This is a genomic window from Hymenobacter aerilatus (assembly GCF_022921095.1).
Classification (GTDB): domain Bacteria; phylum Bacteroidota; class Bacteroidia; order Cytophagales; family Hymenobacteraceae; genus Hymenobacter; species Hymenobacter aerilatus.
In genome coordinates, this window is record NZ_CP095053.1 from 3,062,646 (window position 1) to 3,085,331 (window position 22,686).

19 protein-coding genes and 1 tRNA gene are annotated in these 22,686 nt (G+C 54.4%); 8 read left to right on the plus strand and 12 right to left on the minus strand.

Annotated features, from left to right (window positions below; all coding sequences use genetic code 11):
- The first annotated feature begins 45 nt into the window (after positions 1-45).
- The 3 genes from MUN82_RS12820 to MUN82_RS12830 all read left to right on the plus strand — a co-directional run bounded on the left by MUN82_RS12820 (position 46) and on the right by MUN82_RS12830 (position 1,743).
- A complete protein-coding gene (locus tag MUN82_RS12820) occupies positions 46-582 on the plus strand; it encodes an iron-sulfur cluster co-chaperone HscB C-terminal domain-containing protein (protein ID WP_245091003.1) in 537 nt (178 codons plus the stop codon).
- A gap of 27 nt (positions 583-609) precedes the next feature.
- Positions 610-691, plus strand: a tRNA-Leu gene (locus MUN82_RS12825).
- Between the two features lie 842 nt (positions 692-1,533).
- Positions 1,534-1,743 carry a hypothetical protein gene (locus MUN82_RS12830; RefSeq protein WP_245091004.1) on the plus strand — a complete coding sequence of 70 codons (210 nt, stop codon included), beginning with the start codon at positions 1,534-1,536 and terminating at the stop codon, positions 1,741-1,743.
- 31 nt (positions 1,744-1,774) lie between these two features.
- Here MUN82_RS12830 and MUN82_RS12835 read toward each other — a convergent pair whose 3' ends face one another.
- Both MUN82_RS12835 and MUN82_RS12840 read right to left on the minus strand, forming a co-directional pair.
- The gene (locus MUN82_RS12835; RefSeq protein WP_245091005.1) at positions 1,775-3,184 is read right to left on the minus strand and encodes a hypothetical protein; all 1,410 of its coding nucleotides are present in this window, start codon (positions 3,182-3,184) and stop codon (positions 1,775-1,777) included.
- Between the two features lie 318 nt (positions 3,185-3,502).
- Positions 3,503-4,039: a hypothetical protein gene (locus MUN82_RS12840; RefSeq protein ID WP_245091006.1), complete on the minus strand. Its 537-nt coding sequence runs from the start codon at positions 4,037-4,039 to the stop codon at positions 3,503-3,505.
- A gap of 1,017 nt (positions 4,040-5,056) precedes the next feature.
- Between MUN82_RS12840 and MUN82_RS22550 the strand changes: the two genes are divergently transcribed.
- Positions 5,057-5,170 (plus strand): IS1/IS1595 family N-terminal zinc-binding domain-containing protein, encoded by a 114-nt coding sequence (locus MUN82_RS22550; RefSeq protein WP_445991682.1) that lies wholly within the window; start codon positions 5,057-5,059, stop codon positions 5,168-5,170.
- A 383-nt stretch (positions 5,171-5,553) separates the two neighbouring features.
- Here MUN82_RS22550 and MUN82_RS12845 read toward each other — a convergent pair whose 3' ends face one another.
- From MUN82_RS12845 to MUN82_RS12885, 9 genes are all read right to left on the minus strand, one after another.
- Positions 5,554-5,700 (minus strand): hypothetical protein, encoded by a 147-nt coding sequence (locus tag MUN82_RS12845; protein ID WP_245091007.1) that lies wholly within the window; start codon positions 5,698-5,700, stop codon positions 5,554-5,556.
- Positions 5,701-5,887: 187 nt separating this feature from the next.
- Positions 5,888-6,310, minus strand: coding sequence for a BLUF domain-containing protein (locus tag MUN82_RS12850; protein ID WP_245091009.1), 423 nt, complete (start codon positions 6,308-6,310; stop codon positions 5,888-5,890).
- 66 nt (positions 6,311-6,376) lie between these two features.
- A complete protein-coding gene (locus MUN82_RS12855; RefSeq protein ID WP_245091011.1) occupies positions 6,377-6,781 on the minus strand; it encodes a hypothetical protein in 405 nt (134 codons plus the stop codon).
- A gap of 687 nt (positions 6,782-7,468) precedes the next feature.
- Positions 7,469-8,356 carry a DUF6929 family protein gene (locus MUN82_RS12860; RefSeq protein WP_245091013.1) on the minus strand — a complete coding sequence of 296 codons (888 nt, stop codon included), beginning with the start codon at positions 8,354-8,356 and terminating at the stop codon, positions 7,469-7,471.
- A gap of 167 nt (positions 8,357-8,523) precedes the next feature.
- Positions 8,524-10,554 (minus strand): RICIN domain-containing protein, encoded by a 2,031-nt coding sequence (locus tag MUN82_RS12865; protein WP_245091015.1) that lies wholly within the window; start codon positions 10,552-10,554, stop codon positions 8,524-8,526.
- Between the two features lie 203 nt (positions 10,555-10,757).
- Entirely contained in the window at positions 10,758-10,958 is a 201-nt protein-coding gene (locus MUN82_RS12870; RefSeq protein WP_245091017.1) for a hypothetical protein, read from the minus strand.
- Positions 10,959-11,397: 439 nt separating this feature from the next.
- Positions 11,398-12,039 carry a response regulator gene (locus MUN82_RS12875; protein ID WP_245091019.1) on the minus strand — a complete coding sequence of 214 codons (642 nt, stop codon included), beginning with the start codon at positions 12,037-12,039 and terminating at the stop codon, positions 11,398-11,400.
- 220 nt (positions 12,040-12,259) lie between these two features.
- Positions 12,260-13,573 carry an amidohydrolase family protein gene (locus tag MUN82_RS12880; protein WP_245091021.1) on the minus strand — a complete coding sequence of 438 codons (1,314 nt, stop codon included), beginning with the start codon at positions 13,571-13,573 and terminating at the stop codon, positions 12,260-12,262.
- Positions 13,574-13,760: 187 nt separating this feature from the next.
- Positions 13,761-16,862 carry an amidohydrolase family protein gene (locus tag MUN82_RS12885; RefSeq protein WP_245091023.1) on the minus strand — a complete coding sequence of 1,034 codons (3,102 nt, stop codon included), beginning with the start codon at positions 16,860-16,862 and terminating at the stop codon, positions 13,761-13,763.
- A 211-nt stretch (positions 16,863-17,073) separates the two neighbouring features.
- Here MUN82_RS12885 and MUN82_RS12890 point away from each other — a divergent pair, with 211 nt between their 5' ends.
- Positions 17,074-17,286, plus strand: coding sequence for a hypervirulence associated TUDOR domain-containing protein (locus MUN82_RS12890; protein WP_245091025.1), 213 nt, complete (start codon positions 17,074-17,076; stop codon positions 17,284-17,286).
- 73 nt (positions 17,287-17,359) lie between these two features.
- Here MUN82_RS12890 and MUN82_RS12895 read toward each other — a convergent pair whose 3' ends face one another.
- Complete coding sequence (locus MUN82_RS12895) at positions 17,360-18,841, minus strand: amino acid permease (RefSeq protein ID WP_245091027.1); 1,482 nt, start codon at positions 18,839-18,841, stop codon at positions 17,360-17,362.
- 216 nt (positions 18,842-19,057) lie between these two features.
- Between MUN82_RS12895 and MUN82_RS12900 the strand changes: the two genes are divergently transcribed.
- The 3 genes from MUN82_RS12900 to MUN82_RS12910 all read left to right on the plus strand — a co-directional run bounded on the left by MUN82_RS12900 (position 19,058) and on the right by MUN82_RS12910 (position 22,532).
- Complete coding sequence (locus MUN82_RS12900) at positions 19,058-19,522, plus strand: DUF4890 domain-containing protein (RefSeq protein WP_245091029.1); 465 nt, start codon at positions 19,058-19,060, stop codon at positions 19,520-19,522.
- 323 nt (positions 19,523-19,845) lie between these two features.
- Positions 19,846-21,204, plus strand: a complete 1,359-nt coding sequence (locus tag MUN82_RS12905) for an MBL fold metallo-hydrolase (protein ID WP_245091031.1) — start codon at positions 19,846-19,848, stop codon at positions 21,202-21,204.
- Between the two features lie 107 nt (positions 21,205-21,311).
- The gene (locus MUN82_RS12910; RefSeq protein ID WP_245091033.1) at positions 21,312-22,532 is read left to right on the plus strand and encodes an exonuclease SbcCD subunit D C-terminal domain-containing protein; all 1,221 of its coding nucleotides are present in this window, start codon (positions 21,312-21,314) and stop codon (positions 22,530-22,532) included.
- Positions 22,533-22,686: the final 154 nt, after the last annotated feature.

Here is a 22,686-nt window from a genome sequence, read left to right on the forward strand (position 1 = left end):
TGTTACTTGTCTTCACCCTAATAACAGCTGCTGGCTTCCTTTTTTATGACCACAGACTATTTCGAGTTTTATCATCTCCCCGAGAGCTTCCTGCCTAGTGAAGCCGATATCAAGCGCCAGTATTACGCGCTCAGCCGCGAGTATCACCCCGATTTCCACGCCACCGCACCACCCGAGCGCCAACAGGAAATCCTGCGTCTGGCTACACTTAACACCAATGCCTACCGTACCCTCTCCGACCCTGACGCGCGCATGGCTTATATTTTAGGTCGTCACGGACTCTTAGAAGAGGGTAAACAGGAGCTACCACCAGATTTTTTGATGGAAGTGATGGAGCTAAATGAGCAGCTAATGGAGCTGGAATTTGACCCTGACCAAGCAGTGGTAGAGCGCGTAGAAAACGAGGTTAATAACTTGAATGACACGCTGGAAGCAGGTATTGAGCCCGTGCTGATTGGGTACGCTCAACTACCCGCCGATACCCGCCCGCAAGCCCTGCAGCAAATCCGCACGTATTATCTGAAACGACGCTACCTCTTGCGTATTCGAGAAAGTCTCGCTAAGTTTGCCACCCGTTCGTGAGTTACCGACCCGAACGGTTGTTCAGAAGCCCAGATGGCGGAATCGGTAGACGCGTTGGTCTCAAACACCAATACCGCAAGGTGTGCCGGTTCGACCCCGGCTCTGGGTACTTTTAGCTGTTAAATCAGCGCCTATTGGCCAGAAAGCGGCCTTTCCAGCTCATTGGAAGGGTCTCTTTCTGGCCTTTTCTGTTTTCGTCGCTTAGCAAATGAAATATTCGATAAAAGTGAAGAGTCTTTGGCCAACTCATCTTGATTAGGACTTACGCACTTGTCGGTACCTTGAGAGTTGCCTGGCAAACTCAGCAAACTACTTACCAGGCTCAGCAGCAATGGCGTCCTACCTGCGGCAAATTTTAGCCAAACACACTCATTCCTAACTTATTGCCCCCGATTTTGCGTATCGCCCTCCTAATTAATTTGGTGGTGGTTTAGAGAGTGGTCTTTATAGCATGTGGAATGATGCAGACGACTCTGTGTTGCGGCTAGTGCGGCAGCACGGCCATCCGTAAAAACGGGCACAGCAAGGGTAAAGCTAAATACTTATGCACGGCTTGTCGTCATCAGGCCGTGTCCGAGCCGGCCGCCCCCCCCCCGCAAAGCCGCGCAACACGCTTGAGGTGGAAAAACTACTTGTCGAGCGGGTCTCGCAACGCGCCATCATGCGCGCCACGGGCGTGAAGCGCATGACCGTGGCCAAGCTGGCAAAAAAAGCGCAGGCCCATCCCCACTAGCTGTCCGCTGCCGCCGCGGCTGAAGGAGTTAGAACTGGATGAGTTATGGACATTTGTGGGGCGCAAGCAGCGCAAAAAGTGGTTCTTACTGGCCGTCGAGCGCCTTCGCGGTGCATCGTAGCCTGGGTGCTGGGTGGGCGTGAGATAGCCACAGCCCGACGTCTGTAGCGGGCGCTACCAACTCCTTACCGCCGCGGCACCTAGTATCACACCAATGCGTGGGAAGCGTACGGGTGGGTGCTGCCGAAGGCGGCGCATCGGGCCCACCCGAAGGGGAGCGGGCAGAACAGCATCGTCGAGGCTATCAACCGTTCACTACGCCAGCGCTGGTGCGCAAGTCCTGCTCGTTCAGCCGCTCGCTGGCCATGCATGAGGCCCGCATTAAATGCTGCATTGATGAGCATAATCAACGCATCACCCTACTTTAGACCACCGCCATTTCTAATACATACATCATCGTTACTGTTGATAGTACATTTTTTTGGTGTTAGTAACGCCCCAATAATGTAACATCTCTGCAATTAGCTTAGAGTTGTTAGGGTTTGTTGTTGGCTCCCAACTTAAGACATTACAAGAGACATAAATATGAGGAATAGAATCTGCTGATTGCGATATTTGCTCCAGAGCCCACCGCTCACAATCATTGTTGACCGGCATCTGGAAAACAGCATCTGAGTAGAGGTAAAATACGCTAACTAGAGCTATTAGAACCAAATAACCTCTACGAATATGGCTACGCAGCTGAATAATTAAATAATAGGAGGATACTCCATAGGCAAAAAATAACCCAATGGTAACAGGAAGAATAGAATCGTTTCTTATAAGATAAGGGCGATAATTACGGTATCCACCAAATGGAATTAAAATGATAAATATTATAGCAAAAAAACCTATCCCACGTATAATATACAGCACACGTGTACGATCAAAAGAGGCTGGAACAACCCAGCGAACAAGCTGATAATTTAATACTATCAATCCGACAAGAAGAGGCAAGCCTAATTGTCCGCTAGTTTGCACATATAAGCCAAGCGGCAGCAATTGGTATAATTCCCAAAGTGTGTGCTGTGTATGAACTGTAGCCTCTGCTTCATTACGCCCAATGTATAAGGAATACAAACAGAGCAAGCATAACACCAACAGTAGTCCAATAGCTTGCCCTGATAGCCAACCAGCTGCCAGCGTACGCGAAGCCTCTGCGTTGAGCTTCAGATGCCACTGATACTGCAGCCAATAAACGCCAATACCTAAGAGCAGCACTGCAGTAGCTGCTACAGCAATAGGACCATTGAATGCTATAACAACCATCAGTAACACTAATAGTAGCGCTTGCCACGGCTGCACCCGAAATGGTTGCTGTTGGTAGGCTGCTTTGTAAAAGGGCCAAAATAATACAAGCAGTAGCATAATAGGGAAGGCGTAAAAGAAAGTATAAGTATTTGCATGATTTATAATAGCTATCTGTAAGTAATAACCGACCATTTGAAACAATGGCATAAGTATAGCGGCGGCGAACCATATTCCCCACCGATACCGGCCTCTACCTACTCCCAATTGTACATAAGAGGCTAACAAGAATAAAATTGCCGTTTGAGTAACTGTGTTAAATAACGCGTTAGAAATATAAAGGCTGTTTATCGGATTTGTGAAAGTCTGCAGAAAGTGGGGCACCTTTTTCCAATACAAACCCATAGTAGCATGCGCAAAAAAACGGTTGGGAGCTGTATACACCTCATTTTTAGTAATTACAGCCCAACCGAAAGGATCATGTAACACAGGCACACACCGATCTACAGGCAATACAATAGGAACAATGTCGCCATCTAGAGGCAACTGGTAGTTTTGCCAGAAAGTAAGAGCAACTTTCAAACTGATAAGGATTATCAAAAAACCAAGCCAGTAGCGCTTACTGATAGATTTGAACATCACTAAAACACAAGATTGAAAACAAGTACTACGACGAAAAAGATTTCGCTCGGTAGAAAGACGATGAACAGTTATCCGATAAGGCTATCAGCCATGAATCCTATCAACTGTGCTATCAAGAGGGTCATCTTCTACGTAATTTTCTTTCCTCAAAACTATATTTTTGAAAAGTCTTACCCGTTTGTTAAGAAGCAGCCGTTTCGGCAGCAGGGTGTGCGATGAGTAATTACTTATTCGACCCGTAATACCTTATTGTGATAATTACTCTTTAATACTCAGCTTCACATCGTCCACTAAGACTTGATCAATGGCATCAGCACGCCAAAGCGACAAACGAATGTGTTGTTCAGACGTAATATTGGCTGGCAAATCATAGTCTGCTTCAACTTTTTCCCATTTGCTATGCGATTTCACTTTTTCGGCAAGCCGAATACCTCTACTGTATACCTGCGTGTTGGTAGCAGGGTCCATTATTTGAAGACCGAGTATGCCAGTTGATTTATCACTAGGCAAAAAAGCCCAAGCTTCTAAGTGAACTGTTTTGATTCTTGTGGGTGATACGATACCCATCTTGGTATCAAACGTTAGACTAAATTCGTGGTCCTTGTCGACCTTAATAGCATAGTGACCAGAGTGCGCATTACCATGATATAAAATATCAGGATCAATGTTCCAGCCTGCAGCTGATTCGAAATCATTCTGTGTAATAATTTTATCGTCTGGGATCCTGCTAACCTTATCTTCCGAAGAACAAGCAGCAAGGAAGAGCAAGCTTACTAGTACGGTGATTATTCTCATCAACATGGAACAGAAAGGATGTATCTAGCAGTAAAGGTAAGGCTTCGACCTGATGAACTCATCAACAAAACGCACTTCTGGTTTAATACGCCTAACACAGCTGGTGTTCATATGAGGTTGCTATAGCAATACAACTGGTTACCGAAGAGATACCAGCAATGTTTGCATGTTGCTAGTGCATTTGGGTGATAAGTGGCTGAATCTGTAGAATTAGGCGTTATTAAAGATATTCTGCTCACATCACAAGTAAACTCTATAATCAATGTTGTCGCTACCAGTAAGATGATCTACTATTACCATTGTTGACGAAACTTACGCAACTGGGTGGTTAAATTAGGACGATTCGCCTAACATGGCCTCTAATGCAGTATTTGAGGCGCACCTCTGGCTGAATTAGCAGGTATTGTGCATCAGTACGCTGCAACAAGCAATTGATTGATTTAATGATGCTGGTCTGCCCTATGCTTTCTGAGCTCGACTAATGCGCATGATGGGCCAACAGTGGAGTACCATGTGCCGGTACTGTAGCAGACCAGTAAAGCCTAGGCGCTAGGATGTCGCCTTTCTTCTATCCAATATATACCTAAGCCGCAAGAAGCCGGCTCACATGCACCACGCCTGTGACCCGCACGATGGCGCGTTGCGAGACACTAAGAGCAACTTTTCTACTTGGACATATCAATTGACCTGTTTCAAAGCAGCAGGCTGGAAATAGCCTTGGTAATAAATCTCGTGCGTTAGTATTTCGCACGGCCATCACTATTACCATTTTTTTACAAACCTGAATACTGACACATTTGCTGCACAAACGTTGGGTTATAATCATGGGTTCTCAATGATATCACTATAATTTAGACTACCAACCTCAAATGAAAATCGGGGGCATAGCAATCTGCTACGCCCCCGATTTTGCGTATCGCCCTCCTAATTAATTTGGTGGTGGTTTAGAGAGTGGTCTTTATAGCATGTGGAATGATGCAGACGACTCTGTGTTGCGGCTAGTGCGGCAGCACGGCCATCCGTAAAAACGGGCACAGCAAGGGTAAAGCTAAATACTTATGCACGGCTTGTCGTCATCAGGCCGTGTCCGAGCCGGCCGCCCCCCCCCGCAAAGCCGCGCAACACGCTTGAGGTGGAAAAACTACTTGTCGAGCGGGTCTCGCAACGCGCCATCATGCGCGCCACGGGCGTGAAGCGCATGACCGTGGCCAAGCTGGCAAAAAAAGCGCAGGCCCATCCCCACTAGCTGTCCGCTGCCGCCGCGGCTGAAGGAGTTAGAACTGGATGAGTTATGGACATTTGTGGGGCGCAAGCAGCGCAAAAAGTGGTTCTTACTGGCCGTCGAGCGCCTTCGCGGTGCATCGTAGCCTGGGTGCTGGGTGGGCGTGTGGTACCTAGGTACCACACGCCCGCCTGGGAGGCCTACCGGGGCGTGTTACCACGTGCCGCGCACCGGGCCCACGCCAAAGGCAGCGGGCAGACCAGCATCGTCGAATCTATCAATTGCTGCTTGCTTACGTCAGCGCTGCGTCGTGCTCGTGCGTAAGTCCTGCTCGTTCAGCCACTCGCTGGCCATGCACCACATGCGCATCCAACTCGTCATTGACGAGCACAACCGACGATGCACTACCTAATAGACCACCGCCATTAATTTTATTCATTTCTAAGCGGTGGTTCAAAGCAAGGTAATGGTGTCTTCTTAGTCAAAGAGGAAGTGTCTCACTGCACCATTGGAGAGATGCTTTTTTAAAATAAAGCGAGGTTTAGCATCATCTCGCTTTAGACCACTGCTCATTTCTACTTAGCCATAGTATCCTTATCTAGAACAGACAGCACATATAGTTTAAGCTACTTCCGTGGGTTCAGGATGAAGGACTTCATCATTTCCAGCAGGAGCGAATCGGCAGCGTTTAGACCGGGAGCTTTCAAGTCTAATGCGTCTGGCTCTACGTAGCCTTGCAACTGGGCAAATTCTTCCGATGATACTGTTTTGAAGGCCATCGACCATTGGCTGAAGTTACGCTGCATGATTTCCTTATCAGCAAGCTTTACTACATTTTTATGCCGGGGGTCGTTCAGCAGCTTTGCATACAGCAGCACCAAATCATTTTCAGCCCCTTCGATGATCTGCATAAACTGATCGTCGCCATAAATTAGGGCACCTGTGATGCCCTTTGCTTCATTGGCGGCGCGGGCTTGCAGCAGCAGTTCCCGCAGTTGCTCCTCGCTCATGGGTTCTACGCCCCGGCTCATATATATTATCTGATGCATGCAGATGGTGTGTTTGGTATACGTCGAAAGATAAAGCCCTTTCCCGATACCGGCCCATCTGCTGCGCTATAAGCATTCTGCTAAGTACGTCTGTGCTGCTCTCAGGCTACTGAAGGTAGGCAGTATCTGAGCGCTAGGCGCTATCTCTTCCAGGAGCAACTTCACCGCTGTATCACCCCCCGATAAGTAAGCCGTGGAAAGCTGATTAGGGCGTGTTACATTATTTGGGTACCACTGCTCCCGCACCCAACGCTGCTCGTCCGAAGTCAGTGCCTGCATATGGCGTGCGTCGCAAAGAATACGCTGCCAGCCTTGGTCTATCAGGAAGCTGCCTAAGTACTCCAGCAGGTTTTGCAGGTCGTTGGAACGACGTGTAAGTGCATGATAGCGTACCAGAGCATACCCATCGGCATGTGCGGCAATAATGCCAGCTGTATTTTCAAAAACGATGGGCAAGGCAGCAATAGACATGGATAAATTCAAAAAACAAGTACAAAATATGGCAATGCAAATACATAGCCATTCTATTGTATTATATCTATAGTACTCTTATCAAAGTTTACAAAATCATATTATACATAGCATATTTTTTTTAAATAACTCAACAACAGCTAGCAACAAACATGAGCTATTTTCCTCAACAAAAGACAAATTATTCGTTCGTCTCTACTTATTATAGAAGTATGTCCATCTGCTCTTCAGTGTCTTCTTTTATGAAAACCCGTACAGCTGAGGCAGGTTTTTCTTGATAACATAGGCGAGATGGCCAAGACAAGCAACAACTCTTGTCGCCACGAGCAGCAGGAGTTTGTGTAGAAGATGCGCAGGTGCACCGGGTGGCTGCTATTACGGAAGCTTCCTAGCACGGCTCGGTCTGACGACTCGACAGAGCTAGGGCTCATTAGAAAGCTATTGTTGGCGGACGTGCGGGCCGATTGAGCGATGATGAACGCAAGCGCGTGCCCAGCACTATCAGAGGCGGTGAGGACGCCGGCGCACTTGGAAGCCTCTATGGAGGGCAGGAGCGTGCTCCGCGCCGGAAAATAGAAAAGCACGTCTAACAAGTCGAAGAATAGCGACTTTACACCCTAGCGGAGTTGCTCTTTGTTGGATTTAGCTTTTCGCAGATTTTACGCCGAAGCGCCAGAAACTGCACTTTCAGACGCGCAACGTGGCTACTAGGGCAGTAGAGCCCCCGGCATCATCATCAGTTACCAGCAGTAGCTCGTAGTGTCCGCGCCCAAGGCGCCGCCGCACTGCCACACCTTCCACTTTGCGCAGATAGGGCTGGCCGTTGGGCTGCACCAACGGCACCCAGCGTGGGTCTTTGCCCGCCTCGGCCATGCCTACCAGGCTACCCAGCACGGCACCATCGGCCACGGGGTCGAGCGTGTCTTCTGCCGAAGCCGTCACGAATAAGCGACCATCGTACCAAGTAGCGCCGGATAATCCGGCTGCGTGCCCAGCTACCGTGGGCAGCTGTAGCACCTGCTGATGGATGGCAGGCGGCTGCGCGGTGCGCAGGCGAATGAAATCTAGCGCCGGCCCCAATGGCAGTCGAAAGACCACGTTTTGTGCCCCTACCCCAATTCCCCGCTGAAACAGCCACAATTCGGCGGCGGTGGCAGCGGCAGCTTCTAGGTTCAGACTAGTATCTGCCGGCAGCCGGGCCCGTAGCAACTTATACAGCGGCCCCAACGCCAGGGGGTACACCGTGGCTGAGCCATGTAGCAACGGCACCCAGAAGCCGATTTCGCGGGTAGATGCGCTGCCTGACCCAAAGGCCAGCAAGCCGGATTCGCCGGTGGGTAGGGTTAGTGTGGTTAGGCACTCCAGGTCGGGTTTCTCGGCTTTGGGAATGCGGCCGGTGCTGAAGTGCGCCGTTTCGAACAGGGTGGTAGGCTGCCCCGCCACCAGCGACGTAGCGTTCAACTGATACAGCAACGGACTGTCATCGCCTATAATGTAGGCCTGCTCTCCTACCAGCTCTACCCCCGACGCCGAGGGTAGTGGCAATTCAAGTTCGCGCAGGATGGTGGCTTGCATAGGGTTACTAGGTCAGTGGGCAGTACAGTATTCCAGAACGTCCTGCTGAGCGGAGTCGAAGCATCTTTACTAATAGCAATCAGCCAACATAGCAACGAAGGGGTAGAGATGTTTCGACTCCGCTCAGCAGGACAACCCGCCCTCACTCCCCTACCCTCTCACAGGCGTTAATCCTTGGTAATGGTGAACTCTACGCGGCGGTTGAGGCGGCGGGTTTCTTCGCGGGCGTTGCTGGCGCGGGGCTTGGCGCCGCCGTAGCCCACGGTGGTGATGCGGTTGGCCGCCACGCCGCGGCTCACGAGGTAGCGCTTCACCTCCTGCACGCGTTCCAGGGAAAGCTGCACGTTTAGCTGCGGGTTGCCCACGTTGTCAGTATGGCCTTCCAGCTGAATGCTCACGGCGGGGTTGTCGGCCAGGGTACGGGCCAGGCGGTTTAATTCTTCGTAGGAAGCAGGCAGCAGGTCGAATTTACCCTGCGAGAAAATCAGGGTAGGTAGCTCTAGCTTGGAGCCCACGGCGGCGGGCACCAGCAGCAGGTCGCGGCGCATGGAGCCGGCCACCGTTACGGTGTCGGAGGCCGTGAGAAAGCCGGTGCTGGTGGCCGTGAGGCGGTACTGGCCGGGCGGCAGTGAAAACTGGTAGAAGCCAGTGCCCGCATCGGTACGGCCGGTAGCGTTGAACACAATATCAGAGCCCAGGCGCACAGCCCTCACCTCCGCCGATACGGCCTGACTGGTTTTGGTGTTCAGCACTTTGCCCGTGAGCATGGTGCGCGCCAGTACAGGTTTGGCGGTGGTATCGGGTGCGGGCGGCTCCTGCGTCACCCCGGTGATAGTCCGGAACAGGTCGGCGGGGGCATCGGGCTTGGGTGCGGAGGCAAAGTACGCTTGCTTGCCATCGCCCGAAAGCGACAGGTAGGCATCGAACCCTGCTCCGTTAATGGATCCGCCCAAGTTGCGCGGCACGCTCCACGAGCTCCAACCCAGCGTATCTAGGCGGGTACTGGCAAAGATATCGGCCCCACCAAAGCCAGCGTGGCCGTAGGAGGAGAAGTACAGCGTTTTTCCATCGGGCGACAGCCAGGGCGCAAAGTCGTAGCCCGGCGAGTTGATGACGTTGCCCAGCGTTTGCGGCTCGCTCCAAGTGCCATCGGCCAGAGAGTAGCTCACGTACAGGTCGTTGCTTCCCTGCGAGTCGCTACGCTCAATAGAGAGCAGCAGCACCTTCTCGTCGGGCGTCATGAAAAAGGTATTCGCCGGACTCAAGGAGTAGTAGTTGCGGATGGGTAGCGGCTCGGGTAGGCCGTTCTTTCCCTTAGCGCCGGGCACCACCCGCGACACCCCTTCGTCGCGGAAATTGTCACGGCTATAGGTGCCGCGCACCAACAGAGCTTTGCCATCGTTTAGTATCGACATCACGCCGTTGTTTTGGGCGGTGTTTAACCCTTCGAAGCGCGAGGCCGGCCCCCATGTTTCGCCGTTGTTGGTGGAGGTGCTCACCCAAATATCACCCGATTCGGTGTTGCCTTCTGTGTTGCCGGCATACTTAGTGCGGGCAAAATAGAGGCGCTTGCCATCGGGGGTAGGCACGGGTTGCAGTTCGTTGGCGGGTGTGTTTACAGCCGCGATGGGTCGCACAGGGCCAAAACCCGGCGCAGTGACATCAATGTTCAGCTGCAGCTTAAACAGGCGCCATTGCTGAGTAGCACGGTTTTGGGGCGCCTGTCCTACCACAGGCGTTGCGTTGAAGCGGTCGGCACCGGCCAGGGCCGCGCACTTGTCGTTGCCGCGGTTGACGAGCTGCAAGGTGCCTATCGGGCCAATGGGTACCAGCGCCCACTGCTGGTAGAAGCTACCCGTCCAGGGGCGCTGCACAATGGGCGCGCCCTCCTCGGGACGCTCCAGGGTAAGGCATAGGCTGCTGTTGCGCGACTCGATGCGGTAGTACTGGCTGCCGGCCATCACGGGCACAAAGCGCCACTGCTGGCTGCGAGCCTGATTGAACTCCCACTGCACGGCGGCAGCCCCAGCTTCGGCCGAGGAGTTGGCAATATCGAGGCTGCGGCCGCTACTGCGGGCAATAATACCATACCAGGCGCCTTCTTCGGGTACAATACCCGGCGCTTGCGCCCAGCCGGATTGACCTACTCCTACTACCAACAACAGCAGCCACAGGCTGCGAACTAGCAATGAATTCATGCGTGCACAACAGATGAAACAGTCTGCAAGTTAGCCCAAATCTGCAGCCAGTTGTTCATCAAATCTTCAATAGCCAATAAGCAAAGCCCTATTTGCTCTTGCTTAAATGCCGAAACGCCGCCTGCTACCTATGGGCAGCAAACGGCGTTTCAACTTGGTTAGCAACTCGCGCGCGGGCAGCGAGTCACTCTAGTAGGCGGTGTTTAGTTGGCGTTGTTGATGTACTTGAACCGAACAAACCGGTCGTTCTCGTAAATGGCCGTGAAGTGGCCGCCAGAGGTGTTCTGCACCTCTTTCTTAGGCTCAATCACCCGGCTGGGCGCGGTAATGGTAGGTACCGCGGGATAAGAGCCGGGAGCCAAGGTAGGAACATGGCAGATAAAGGAGAGGATTTTTGATGCCATACGCGTGTGCTATTAAATGATAAATGGATGTCTAGAGCAATTGTTGATTCAAATGTAATTATCTTCTTATTTTCTAGAATGATATAAAGGACAAATTTTTCTTAGCTAAGTTAAAAATACCTAGTAGCCCGTAGACGCTTCTCCGTACTGGCACGGAGGAAAATCGGGTTACCTCAACCCTAGCACAACCTCTACCAAACTATGCTTTTGCTTCCTGCTTGCTCTTCTAAGACAAGTCTTACGGGCGTTTCAGCGAGTACGCCGCTCCAACTGCACTGACGTCTAATGGGCATCTACGATTTTGCACACGCTTTGTTGCTTGCTCTCAGAAAAAGCCTAGCCCGGCCTTCTATGGTTGAGCTTTTGGTTACTTAATAAGTACAAATACTGACCGTATTTCACTTGCAGTAGCGTACCAGACTACATCTACTAATTTGGGTTAGGGAATCAACTTGTGCCGCAAGGCATATTGTATCAGCCCTACTACCGATTTGGAGTTGGTTTTCACCAGAATATTTTTGCGGTGCGTCTCCACCGTCCGCTCGCTGATAAAGAGCGTTTCGGCAATCAGGTTGTTGGAGTACTCGCGGGCAATGAGGCGCAAAATCTCGTGTTCCCGCGCTGTTAGGTTTACGGGTGTGGTACCCACCGCGGCAGAGTGCTGCAAGAGCGTATTGCCGATCTCCTGGCTGAAAAACGTGCGGCCTGCCGCAATAGTGCGAATGGCCGTGCTCAGTTCTTCACGTGTAGTGTTCTTCAGCAGGTAGCCCATACCGCCGGCATCCAGTACCTCACGTATCTGGGTGTACTCGTCGTCCATGCTCAGCACCAGCACGCGTATTTGAGGGTAGTGCGTGCGGAGCATGCGCGTCAGCTCCACCCCCGACATCAGGGGCATGTTCATGTCAATAATGGCTACCTGCACCTCTGGGTGCGCGGGAAGTTGCGCCAGCGCCTCGGGGCCACTGTTTGCCTGGCCCACCACGCAAATGTCAGCCTCTGGGTGTAACAGCGTTTTCACGCCCTCCAACACCAGCGGATGATCATCTACCAGATATACAGAAATCTGCGATTCACTCATTCCAATCTGACGCAATGCCGTGCGCGGCCTGATTCTACTATATCTTAGCTTCTACGAGAACGGCACGGGCAAAGGTAACATGAAATTCTATATAGGAATTCGTTACTTCTTGCGCAAGACTATGCACGCCAAAAGTGCTGAATACCAGCCCGTTTCAGCATCAAAAAACAGCCGCTCCCAAAAACCAGGGAGCGGCTGTTTAAACGAAGCAGTGGGGGCGCTACTGTACCCCGTACTTGGTTGTAAATTTATTTCCCAGGTAGGTTTGCTTGTTGTCGCGGTTGAACTCGCGGCCGTCGATGTAGGCGTGGGTCAGGTTGTTGGTGCGCATATCGAGCAGGTCGCCGCGGCTCACCACCAAGGTAGCGCTCTTACCGGCTTCCAAAGAGCCGTAATCTTTGTCGAGACCCATGATCTGGGCAGGACTGAGCGTCACGGCCGTGAGGGCCTGCTCCTTGGTGAGGCCAAAGCCAGCGGCCGTGCCCGCTACAAAGGCTAGATTGCGCGAGCCGGCGGTTTCCATGCTACCCTCGTAGTCGAGGCAGTAGCGGATGCCGGCTTTTTGCAGGGTAGCGGGCAGCTTGTAGGCCTGGTCATAGTCGTCGCCGTCGCGCAGGGGTAGGGCGTGGATGCGGGAGAGTACTACGGCTACATCGTTCTGCTTCAGGAAGTCGAGCATCATCCAAGCGTCGCGGGCGCCTACCACCGTCACCTTCTGCACCCCCAGGCGCTTGGCAAAGCGCACGGCTTCCAGGATTTCCTTGCCGTTGTCGGCGTGGATGTAAAGCGTTTTGGAACCGTCAAACAAGCCCGTGAGCGAAGCTAGGCGCAGGTTGGTGGCGTGAGCGGTAGACAGGTAGCGGTAGGCCGAGGCTTCCGAGAACAGCTGCTCCAACTCGTTGAGGCGCTGCTGCCGGGCCTGCTCCCGACGCTCGGCGGCGCGGGGGTCATTGGTGGCCCCTCCAAAGAAGCGGGGCGGCGCTGAGGTAGGCCATACTAGGTGTTGGCCTTCGTCGGGGCGCACGGCGGCATCCTCCCAGTTCCAGGCGTCGAGCTGCACCACGCTGCTTTGGCCGGAGAGCAGGCCGCCACGGGGTGTAATCTGGGCCAATAGCACGCCGTTGGTGCGCACGGTGGGTAGGATGTCGGAATCGGTGTTGTAGGCAATCAGGGACCGAACATTAGGGTTCAGCTCGCCTACCTCCCGCTCATCTACGGTAGCCCGCACAGATTCGGTTTCCGTCAGGCCCAAGGTGGTGTTCGGCAGAATCAGACCAGGGTAGATTTCCTGGCCTTTCACGTCTACTATTTCGGCATTTTCTGTAGAAAGTAAGCCGGTGCGAGGACCGGCATACAGAATACGTCCTGCGCCAAAGACTACAGCAGCATCGGGAATTACCGTACCATTACCAACATGTAGGGTGCCACCCATCAGCGCAATGGGCTTGCTTTGCGCTGGCGCTGGCATAGGCACCTGGGCGTGGGCGGCAGTAGCGCCGAGAAAAAGTAGGGAGAAAAGTAAGCTATGTTTCATGATGATGGTGCGTGTATGAATGAGAAGCTAAGGCTAGCTCCCCTCCTTTCGTAAGGAGGAATTGGGGGTGGTTCCAGCTAGAGTTAAAAATTAATTCTAGCATTGTTCTATCAACTTTTACCACCCCCTACCCCTCCTTAAAAAAGGAGGGGAGCTAGCTATAACGATAGTTTTAGCTTCTTTCTGTTTACTGATCCTCCTCCTTCTCCTCACCCAGCGTGTCGCAGGTGTAGTGGCTATTGGTGCGAGCGGCTACCTCCTGCGCCGGGGCGCCAGACTTGCGAGCACTAACCATCTTCTGGATGATGCGCAAACGCTCCCGCTGCATTTGGTCGCGCAGCTGCTGGTCTTCTTCCAGGCTGAACATCTGGCGGCCATCCACGAAGGTGCGCTCGGCTTTGGCATACACGCTCAGCGGGTGCTCGTTCCAGAGCACCACGTCGGCGTCTTTGCCTTCCTTGATGCTGCCCATGTGCGAATCAAGATGCAGCATCTTGGCCGGATTGATAGTAATGAGGCGTAGCGCCTGCTCTTCGCTCAGCTCGCCGTACTTCACGGTTTTGGCAGCTTCCTGGTTGAGGCGGCGGCTCATTTCGGCGTCGTCGGAGTTGATGGCCACGTTCACGCCTACCTTGGTCATGATGGCGGCGTTGTAGGGAATCGCGTCGCGCACCTCGTTTTTGTAGGCCCACCAATCGGAGAAGGTGCCGGCATTGATGCCGCGGGCCTTCATCTTATCGGCTACTTTATACCCTTCCAGAATGTGCGTAAAGGTGTTCACCTTGAAGCCCATGCGGTCGGCCACGTTCATCATCATATTGATTTCTGACTGCACGTAGCTGTGGCAGGTGATGTGGCGGTCGTCGCGCAGGATTTCCACCAGCGCTTCCAACTCTAGGTCACGGCGCGGGGGCTCAGTCTTGGCTTTCTTCGACTTTGAAAGGTTGTTGTACGAGGCCCATTCCTTCTCATACTCCTTGGCGCGAGTGAAAGCATCCACGAACACCTGCTCTACGCCCATACGCGACTGCGGGAAGCGCAGCACGTTCCGCTCGCCGGCGTTGCTCTGCTTCACGTTTTCGCCTAGGGCAAACTTGATGAAGCCCGGCGCATCCTTGATTTTCAATTCGTTGGCATCCATGCCCCAACGCATCTTGATAATGGCCGACTGCCCACCGATGGGGTTTGCCGAGCCGTGCAGCAGTTGCGAGGCCACCACGCCACCGGCCAGGTCGCGGTAGAGGCCCACGTCCTCGGGGTCGATAACGTCGCCTACCCGCACTTCACTGGTCACGGCCTGGGTGCCCTCATTCACGCCCTGCGAAATGCCGATGTGCGAGTGCTCGTCGATGATGCCGGGGGTGAGGTGCTTGCCAGTGCCATCTACGGTACGGGCGCCGCTAGGGGCCGTCAGGTTCTTACCTACCTTGGCAATTTTGCCGTTTTGCAGCAGCACATCGGTGTTTTCGAGCTTGCCAGCGGCTTCGCTGGTCCACACGGTGGCGTTCTTAATCAGCACGGCTTCCTGCTTCGGAATCTCGGTGCGGCCATAGGAAGCAAACGGAAACGTCAGTTGCCCGATTTCCACCGGCCGGGGCGTGCGAGCCGAGTCGCGGCGGGCAGCCTGAGTGGCGCCTTCCTGACGGCGGGCAGTCCACTTCAAATCCGTTCCTCCTAGCGATTGGCCGCTGATCTGCCCATCACCTTGAAATACTTTGCCTTCTTGCGTGTAATAGCCACTTAGTCGGGCTACTTCTGCTTGTTTACCTTTGCCTTTGTTAAAAACAAGTGTAGCCAAGTCGCCACTTACGCTGATGGTACCTTTGACTGTATCACCGGGCGCAGACACTACTTTCAGTTGCGGTGCTTCTGGCTTTCCTTGAATCAGCATGGTCATGTCAGCCCCAATCTTGAACTGATTGTCCTTCACCTTTTCAGCCGTCGTCAAGTTTAATTTATACACGCCACGGTAGTCGGCGGGTACTTGGGTGAGCTGGTACCGCTCGCCCTGCACCCAATTGTCGAGCATCACGTTGTCGTCGGCAAAAATGCGGTTGGAGCACACCAGGAAGTTGGCTACCATACCCGGCTTCAGACTACCTACTTGGTCCTGCGCTTTCAGCAAAGCCGCGGGCGTGGCGGTAAGAGCCTGAAGCGCCTGTTCCTCCGTTAGGCCGTATTGAATGGCCTTTTTGAGGTTGGGCATGAATTTCTTTTTGTCGCGCAGGTCGCTGGCCGATAGGGCGAAGGTCACGCCGGCCTTGGCAAGCATGGCGGCGTTGGCGGGCGCCATTTCCCAGTGCTTAAGGTCTTCCAGAGGCACGCGGGAGGCATCATACACATCGTCTACCTTATAGGCATCGGGGTAGTTGAGGGTGAGGACCAGCGGCGCTTTCGTGGCCTTCACCTCGGGTAGGCGCTGGTATTCGTCGCCGGCGCCTTTAATGATGTATTGCACCCCAAACTCGTCGCCTACCCGGTCGGCGCGCAGGGTGTTCAGCTTGTTGCTAGCCTCGAAGATGGCAGGCAGCCCGCGCTGGCCGTTAAAGGCTTGGAGCGACAGGTTTTCCTCGCGGCGCGGGTTGCGCTGGTTCCAGCTGGCATCGAGGTAGGTTTGGCGCAGTAGGGCAATGCTACCCATCAGAGAGCCGGGGTAGTCCTGGGTGGAGCTGCCTTTGTCGAAGGAGAAGCCGGTAGCGGCGCGGTCCACAAGAATCACTTCGTTTTCGCGGCGGTTGGTGTTCAGGGTCACCAGAGAGCCGGTGCCGCGGGCAATGCCGTCGGGTTGCAAGGTCATTACTGCCCCAAAGCCCAGCTTGCGGTAGGCGTCGGCCTGCTCGGCGTTGACCTTAAACATCTCGGCGGCGTTGGTTTCGGGCCGGATGGCTTGGTTCCAGTTGTAGGGGCCCTCCTTCTGGCTCTCAAACTGCGGCCCCGAGTCGCGCCTACCCCGGCGCTCGGGCATCTTTACGTCGGGCACGCCATAGCTCGTAAACATGTCCACGAAGCCAGGGTAGATGTACTTACCCTTCAGGTCTTTCACCACGGCGCCCTGCGGAATGGCCACCTTGTTGCCCACGGCCACTACCCTACCATCGCGAATGACGAGTGTAGCGTCGTCGAGCTTGGTTTTGTAATCAGTGTAGATGGTGGCGTGGGTAAAGGCGTAGAGCCCCGTGCGCTGGTCGTACACGCCGTTGCGCGGGTAGGTAAGGGGTTGCTGAGCCCAGGCAGGCAAACTGCCGGCCAATAGTCCCAGCAAGCCCAGCATGCGTAGTTTTTGGTGCATAGAAACGTGAAAGCGTGTGGTTTGGAAGAAGTGAGAATGGTAGTAAAAAGCACAGAGCAGTGCAGTGGTAAGCTACCCAAAGAAACCGGCTCCTCCAATGGGGTTGCGTCAGAAGCACGAATTCCGGAAGTCTGGCTGTCGAAGAAGAACCCTACCCCTGCTTTTGCGGTACAGCTTCTTAGTTGATTGTTCCACCCTATCCCCTACCCTCATGTTTCGCAAAGGCAGCAAAGTCAGCTGGAAATACGGCACCGGCACGGCCACCGGCAAAATTGAAGAAGTACACAAGGATTCTATTACCCGCAAAATCAAGGGCAGCGACATCACCCGCAACGGCACCGCCGATAATCCTGCCTACCTCATCACCCAAGAAAACGGTGACCAAGTGCTCAAGCTGAAAAGTGAGGTAGAGGCCGCAAAATGAGTTGTTGGTTTAGTAGCCATACAAAAGGCCCCGCGAACCAAGGTTCGCGGGGCCTTTTCGTAGAGTCCCTACCCTACTTTCCGGCGGCTTCTTCGGCACGCTCGCGGTTGAGCTTGCTGTTGTGGCGACCGTACAGGAAGTAGATAACCACCCCAATAGCCATCCAGATGATCAGACGCAGCCAGGTGTCCCAGGGCAGGTTGAACATCATGTAGCCGCAAATCAGGATGCCCATGCCAGGCACAAACGGCACCCACGGCGTGCGGAACGGCCGGTGCAGGTTAGGGTCGCGACGGCGCAGGGCAATAATGCCCCCACACACAATCACGAAGGCCAGCAACGTACCAATGCTTACCAACTCGCCCAGCAAGCCCACGGGTAGGATACCGGCTACAATGGCGCACACAACGCCCGTGAAGATAGTGGTGATATAAGGTGTCTGAAACTTGGGGTGCACCTTGCCAAAGATGGGCGGCAGCAGGCCGTCGCGGCTCATAGCAAAGAAGATGCGGGGCTGTCCCATCAGCATCACCAGTACCACCGAAGCCAAGCCAGCAATAGCGCCCAGACCAGTGAAATAATACAGCCAGCCAAGCGAAGGACCTGCAGCTTGCAGCGCTACCAGCACCGGATCAGGCACATTCAGGTTTTTGTACGAGGTAAGACCAGTAAGTACCAACGACATCAATACGTAGAGCAGCGTGCAGATACCCAACGATAGTAGCATGCCAACGGGCATGTCGCGCTGCGGATTTTTAGCTTCCTGCGCTGCCGTACTCACCGCATCGAACCCAATGTAGGAGAAAAATACGACGGCCGCGCCGCGCACAATGCCTTCCCAACCGTAGCGCGAGCCGCCGCCAGGCAAACTCTCTACGGGCGGAATGAATGGGCTCCAGTTGGCCGCATTCACATATTTGAAACCGAAGGCAATAACCAGCAGTACGATGGCCACCTTCACAAACACAATGATATTGTTGAAGCGGGCCGACTCCTGAATACCAACGACCAGCAGCACCGTCATGGCCCCAATCAGGAGCACAGCCGGTAGGTTAATAATGGCACCAGTAGTGGTAAAATGTGCGCCGTCGTAGGCAATAGGAGCCTGCGAAATAGCGGCAGGCACGTGCACCCCGGCTTTTTCCAGGATACTCACCAGGTTACCGCTCCAGCCCACAGCCACCGTGGCCGCGCCAAAGAGGTATTCCAGGATCAGGTCCCAGCCGATAATCCAGGCAATGAACTCGCCCAGGGTAGCGTAGCCGTAGGTGTAAGCCGAGCCGGCAATCGGAATCATGGAGGCAAACTCGGCATAGCATAAGCCCGCAAACAAGCAGCCCAGACCCGCAATAATAAACGAGATGACAATAGCCGGACCGGCGGCGTTGGCGGCCGCCGTACCCGTGAGCACGAAAATGCCGGCACCAATGATAGCGCCAATGCCCAGCATGGTGAGGTTGGTAGCCGTCAGGGTCCGCTTAAGGCCGCCGCCCTCGCCCTCGTCGGCTTCGTGCATCAGCTTATCGAGGGACTTTTTGGCGAAAATATCTGCCATAGAAGAGAAGGGAGAAAAAGGAAATGAAAAGTGTAAAAGGTGCGCCTATGCAGCGCTGAAAATGGTTCAGGTGGCCCGAATATAGCTTTTATCTGCTTAATGTGAGTGCAGCGGCAGCGCGCTAAAACATTTCTTTGACCTCATTAAACTTTGTTTTTGGGCCGCTGTCCAACGGCCAGTAATCACCCAAAAACAACGTAACAGTTGCTTTCAACCATGAAAAAATCACTCATTTTGTTTGCTGCTTTCATCCTTTCCGTTGGTGCGGCTTCGGCTCAGACTGCCCAAAACGAAACGGGACGAATGCAGCGCCCTATGCGCGGCCAGGGTATGCGCAACATGACGCCCGAGCAGCGCGCCGACCAGCAGGCCCAACGCCTCACCAAGCAGCTCGGTCTCTCGGCCGACCAGACGGCCAAAGTGAAAGCCCTGGCCTTGGCGCAGCAGCAAGAGCGACAGGAAATGCGTGGCCAGGCCAGCGCTTCTACCGACCGCCAGGCTATGATGCAGAACATGAAAGCCTCCCACGCCAAGTACGAAGAGCAGCTGAAAGGCGTTCTGACCAGCGACCAGTACACGAAGTACACCCAGATGCGCGACGAGCGCATGGATAAGATGCAAAGCAAATTGCAAGACCGCAAAGGCCACAAAGGCAAAATGAAAGCAAGCACAAACAGCTAATTGCAACCGCTTGCCTATCCCAAACGGCCCGCTTGTTTAGACAGGCGGGCCGTTTTCGTTCACAAGAACGGATAGCACCTACTATCCTACCCTACCACCCTGCTCTAGGGTAGGAAACCAAAACTAACTACACAGGCCTTAATTTTTATACGCTTGACGCCCAGCATATTGTAACGACATTTTTCACCCTTCTCTTTTTCCAACCTCCCGGCGCACGTTGCGTTTGCTTATATTTGAGAATATGCGTTGGCGGGCCAGACCCAGCCAATGTCGCGTCTGGCCCAGCTTGCCGCGCGGCGGCGCATTCACTATATGCTTCCACCATGAGTCCCCTGCCTAGTAGTCAATCTGTTCAGATTCAGCAGTTTTATGATAAAGGCCTGGCCCATGCCAGCTACGCTATCCGGTGCGGCCGCCACGTGGCGCTCATCGACCCTAGCCGCGACCCACAGCCCTACTATGATTTCGCCGATGAGCACGACGCCACCATCGAGGTCGTCATCGAAACCCACCCTCACGCCGATTTTGTTAGCTCCCACCTGGAAATAGCCGAGGAAACTGGCGCTGCTATTTATTGCAGCAAGCTCACGAAGGCAGCCTACCCCCATCAGCATTTTGATGATGGCGACCGGCTGACCTTGGGCACCGTTGAGCTGCATGCCCTGAGCACCCCCGGCCATTCTCCTGACAGCATTTCGGTGCTGCTGATTGATGAATTGGGCCAGACCCGCGCCGTGTTCACCGGCGACACGCTGTTTGTGGGCGACGTAGGCCGGCCCGATTTGCGCGAGAATGAGGCAGTGGGCGGCCACCAGCGCGAGCAGCTGGCGGCGCAGCTCTACCGCAGCCTCCACGAAAAGCTGCTAACCCTACCGCCGGCTACCAAAGTATACCCCGCCCACGGCCCTGGCTCGCTGTGCGGCAAAACCACCAGCACGGAGCTGGATAGCACCATTGGCAAGGAGGCGCGCTCCAATTACGCCTTGCAGCCTATGGAAGAAACAGAGTTTGTGCGGGTATTATTGGAAGATCAGCCATTTGTGCCGAAATACTTTGGGCATGATGTTCTTCTGAACAAGCAGGGCGCTTCGCCCTTCGAAAACAATGTGCGGTGCGTGCCACGCCTGCAGGCTGATGAGCCCCTGGAACCTGGCGTGCTCCTAATTGATACGCGACCAGCAGCACAGTTTAAAGCGGGCCACCTGCCTTCGGCCATCAACTTGCAGGATGGCGGTAAGTTTGAGACCTGGTTGGGCTCAGTGGTTGGCCCCGACGAGCCGTTCTATCTTATTGCCGACTCGCGCATTGCGCTGGATACTGTTATCCGCAAGACCGCTAAGATTGGCTACGAAACCAATATCAAGGGGGCCCTGCTTACCCCGCCTATCTTACCTGCTGTGAGCTTGCTGGCTAACGTGGAGGAAGTGCGGCAGCACCCCGAGAATTTCACGATAGTAGACATTCGCAACCGCTCCGAAGCCAAGCAGTCTCTGTTTCCGGGGGCGCTGCTGATCCCCCTACCCGAGCTGCGCGAGCGCGCAGGCGAGATTCCGCGCGACAAGCCCGTGCTGGTGCACTGCGCCGGCGGTTACCGCTCGGCAGCCGGAGCCAGCATTCTGGTGCCGCTACTCCCTGGCACTGCCGTATACGACTTGGGCGAAGCTGTGCAGGAGTTTCAGTAACTACGTGGCACGCGCTTGTTGCTTCTGCTGTTACCATAGGTAGGCAACCTTATTTTCTTTCCGTTGACGCTTGCGTGCTGCGCCGACGGATGCAGCACATTTCTTCTGTGAGAGTTCTACATACTGCCGACTGGCACCTGGGTCAGCGCTTTGTGGGTGGCCACGAGCGTACGGAGGAGCACCGCCATTTTCTGGAGTGGCTGGTGCAGACCGTGCGCGCGCAGCAGATAGAAGTGCTGGTAATGGCCGGCGACGTATTCGACACCGGCTCGCCTTCTAACCAGGCGCTGGAGTTGTACTACTCCTTCCTGCTGCAAATGCGTGATACGGACTGCCGAGACGTAGTGATGGTGGGTGGCAACCACGACTCGCCAGCTACTCTGAATGCGCCGGCCCGCTTACTGCGCCACTTACGCGTGCACGTGGTGGGCTGCGTGCCCGACTGCTTCGACGACCAGGTGTTGGTGCTCGACGATGCCCAGGGCCGCCCCGGCCTGGTGGTGTGCGCCGTGCCCTTCCTCCGCGACCGAGACGTGCGCCTCTCCGTACCTGGCGAAAGCGCCGAGGAGCGCGAGGCCCGTATCAAGCAGGGCATTGCCGACCACTACGCCCGCCTGGCCGAGTTGGAAACGGTGTGGCAGCTGAAAGCCGCCGGTCTACCTGTGCTGGCTACGGGCCACCTCTATGCCGCCGGTGGCGCTCCTTCCGATTCCGAGCGCACCATTCATGTGGGCAACCTGGGGCAGGTAACAGCCGAGCATTTTCCACCGGTCTTCGACTATGTAGCCTTGGGGCACCTGCACCGTCCGCAACGCGTGGGGGGGCACGAGCACATCCGATATTCAGGTGCCCCCATTGCGCTGTCGTTTTCCGAAATCGACTACCCTAAGGAAGTAGTAGTGCTGGATTTCACACCGACCGGTCTCACCATCGCCTCTCTACCCGTGCCGGGCGTGCGCCGGTTGGTACGCTTCCACGGGTCGTTGGATGAAGTGCTTACGCAGCTCAGCGCTTACGACAACGCCGATTATCCCCTACCTGCCTGGGCCGATGTGGAAATTCGCTCAGAGCTAAGCCAGCTGGAAGTGGCTGAGCAGTTGCTACATGCACTGGAAGCCCTGGACCGGCGACAACTGCAGGTGCTAAACCGACGCCATTTCCGCGTGGCGGCTCAGCGTCTGCTGGGGCAGGAGGAAGAGCCCCTCACCCGCAGCCTCCACGATTTCACGGAGCGGGAGGTATTTGTACAGCGCCTGGAAACGGAGCCGCTAGAAGACCGGCCAGAGCTGCTCCGCACGTTCGACGAGTTGCTAGAACGTATGTTATAAGTATACAATACTGACTTTCTACACGGTCTGAAAAGTCAGCTTTTGCGTTATTTCTTCTCATAGCTTCGACAAATGCGGGAGCATGAGCATTTGACGAAGTACAGCTACGCAGCCGTTAACATACTATAGATAACCGCCTTGCAACGATAATACA